Source organism: Nonomuraea lactucae (genome assembly GCF_003313395.1).
GTDB lineage: Bacteria > Actinomycetota > Actinomycetes > Streptosporangiales > Streptosporangiaceae > Nonomuraea > Nonomuraea lactucae.
The window spans coordinates 1-3,026 of sequence record NZ_QNFZ01000677.1; the positions used below are offsets into that span (position 1 = coordinate 1).

Genomic DNA, 3,026 nt, shown 5'->3' on the forward strand with positions numbered 1-3,026 from the left:
CCCAGGCCCGCGCGGCCGGCGCCCGCGCGCTGATCGCCTGCCCCGGCCTCACCGTGCCGCCCGAGCTGTCCTGGCTCCCGCACATCCTCACCCCAGGGACGGCCACCACCCCGGCGACGACCCCAGGAGCGGCCACCTCGCCAGGGGCCGCCTCCGGCTCTGGGCGGGCCACGCCAGCGGGCGGGCCGGCGGGGGAGTTCCCGCTCGTGCCGCCCGACCGGCGCGGGTATCTGGCGTTCACCTCCGGCACCACCGGCGAGCCCAAGCCGGTACTCGCCCGCGAGGAGCCGCTGGCCCGCTTCCTCGACTGGTACCCCCGCGCCCACGGCCTGACCGGTGGCGACAGGTTCGCGCTGCTGGCCGGGCTGGCGCACGACCCGCTGCTGCGCGACGTCTTCACCCCGCTCACCCTGGGCGCCCGCCTGTGCGTGCCCGCCCAGGACCTCGTCCGCGACCCCGCCCGGCTGGCCGCCTGGCTGAGCGATCAGCAGATCACCGTCGCCCACCTCACCCCCCAGCTGGCCACCCTCGTCGCGGCAGCCGGACGGACGCTGCCCGGCCTGAGGCTGGTGGTGTTCGGCGGGGACCGGCTCACCCACGCCGACGCGGCCCGCTTCCGGCAGGTCGCCCCGGCCGCCCGCCTGGTCAACACCTACGGCACCACCGAGACCCCCCAGGCCCAGGCCGTCTGCGACATCGCCGACCCGGTGCCCGAAAGCGGCGACCCGGTGCCGGCCGGGCACGGAGTCGACGGAGCCGAACTGCTCGTCGTCACCCCCGGCGGCGGCCCGGCCGCCGTCGGCGAGCTGGGAGAGGTGGTCATCAGGAGCCGCCGCCTGGCCCAGGCCTACCTCGACGAGCGGCTCACCCCCGAACGCTTCACCGTCGAGGCCGACGGCCGCACCGGCCGCTACCGCACCGGTGACCTCGGCCGCTACGACCCCGACGGCCGTACCGTGCTGGCCGGCCGCGCCGACGACCAGGTGAAGATCCGCGGCTACCGGGTGGAGCTCGGCGAGATCGAGCACGCCCTGCTCGCCCACCCCGGCGTGCGCGCCGCCGCCGCCACGACCGCCGACCAGCCGGGCGGGCCTGTGCTGCGCGCCTACGCGGTGCCCGCCAGTGCCGCCGTCCAGCCCGGCGAGCTGCTACGCCACCTGCGCACCACCCTGCCCGACTACGCCCAGCCCGCCGACCTCCTCCTGCTGCCCGCCCTGCCCCTGACCCCCAACGGCAAGCTCGACCGCGCCGCCCTGCCCGCCCCACCACCCCGCACCGCCACCGGCGGCGGCCACGAACCCGCCACCGGCACCGAACGGCTCATCGCCGGAATCTGGCGCGAGGTGCTCGGCCTGCCGAGGATCTCCGCCACCGCCAACTTCTTCGAGATCGGCGGGCACTCGCTCGCCACCGCCCAGGTCCAGGCCCGCCTGGCCGCGGCCCTCGGCCACGAGGTGCCCATCGTGGACCTGTTCCGCTTCCCCACCGTCCGCGCCCTGGCCGCACACCTCGACGGCGAACGCCGCCCGGCCGGATCGCAGCGCGCCGCCCGGCGGATAGCGGCGCGGCGGGCACGCCCCCAAACGCACGGGCCTCACCAGGCCAGACGGGAGAGTAAGGAATGACCGCTGCGATACCCCACGAAGAAGACACCGGGGTCGAGCCGATCGCGGTCGTCGGGCTGGCCTGCCGTCTGCCCGGCGCGCCGGACGTGCCCACGTTCTGGCGCAACCTGGTCGACGGCGTCGAATCCGTCACCTTCTACACCCGCGAGCAGCAGGAGGCCCTCGGCGTCCCGGACTACCTGCTCGACGACCCCACGTTCGTGCCCGCCGCGTCCATCGCCGCCGACTACGGCGCCCTCGACGCGGCGTTCTTCGGCATGTCCCCGCGCGAGGCCGAACTGCGCGACCCGCAGCAGCGCATGTTCCTGGAGCTGGCGCACAGCGCCCTGGAGGACGCCGGCCACGACCCCTCCCGCTACCCGGGAGAGGTCGGCGTGTACGGCACGATCGGCTCCGACGAGTACCAGTGGATGTACATCCGCCCCAACAAGAAGGTGTTCGCCTCCGTCGGCAACCTGGCCGTCTACACCGGCAACCACCCCGACTACCTGGCCACGCTCGTCTCCTACAAGCTCGACCTGCGCGGCCCCAGCCTCACCACCCACACCGCCTGCTCCTCCTCGCTGGTCGCGCTGCACCTGGCGGTCGAGGCGCTGCGCGCGGGCGAATGCGACATGGCGCTGACCGGCGGTGTGTCCCTGGAGATGCCCGCCGAGTGGGGCTACCAGTACCACCAGGACGGCATCTACGCCCCCGACGGGCACTGCCGCGCCTTCGACGCCGCCGCACAGGGCACCATCTGGGGCGGAGGCGGCGGCATCGCGGTGCTCAAACGCCTGTCCGACGCCATCGCCGACGGCGACCACGTCCGCGGCATCGTCATCGGCAACGCCATCAACAACGACGGCGCCACCAAGGTCGGCTTCTCCGCGCCCAGCTCCGAGGGGCAGGCCGCGGCCGTCGCCCAGGCGCTCGGCGTCGCCCAGATCGACCCGCGCACCGTCACCTACGTCGAGGCGCACGGCACCGGCACCTCCCTCGGCGACCCGATCGAGGTGGCGGCCCTGTCCAGCGTGTTAGGCGCCGACACCGACGAGGCGGGCTGGTGCGGCATCGGCTCGGTGAAGACCAACATCGGCCACCTCGGCCCGGCCGCCGGCATCGCGGGGTTCATCAAGACGATCCTGGCGCTGGAGCACGGCCTGATCCCGCCCAGCCTCAACTACTCCAGCCCCAACCCGCGCATCGACTTCGGCTCCAACCCGTTCCAGGTCACCTCCACCCTCACCAAGTGGGAGACCAACGGCTTCCCGCGCCGGGCGGGCGTCAGCTCCTTCGGCATCGGCGGCACCAACGCGCACGTCATCGTCGAGCAGGCGCCGCCGCCCCCGCTGCCGCCCGGCCGGCCGCGCCCGGCCCACCTCCTGCAAATCTCCGCCCGCACCCCGGCCGCGCTGGACG

General features: G+C 74.8%; 2 protein-coding genes. Both read left to right on the plus strand.

What is annotated here, in order from left to right:
- A partial coding sequence (locus DQW85_RS25250; RefSeq protein WP_162795361.1) for a non-ribosomal peptide synthetase occupies positions 1 to 1,625 on the plus strand: 1,625 nt, incomplete at its 5' end.
- The coding region (locus DQW85_RS25255) for a beta-ketoacyl synthase N-terminal-like domain-containing protein (RefSeq protein WP_162795362.1) at positions 1,622 to 3,026 on the plus strand (1,405 nt) is incomplete at its 3' end. The genes DQW85_RS25250 and DQW85_RS25255, both read left to right, overlap by 4 nt.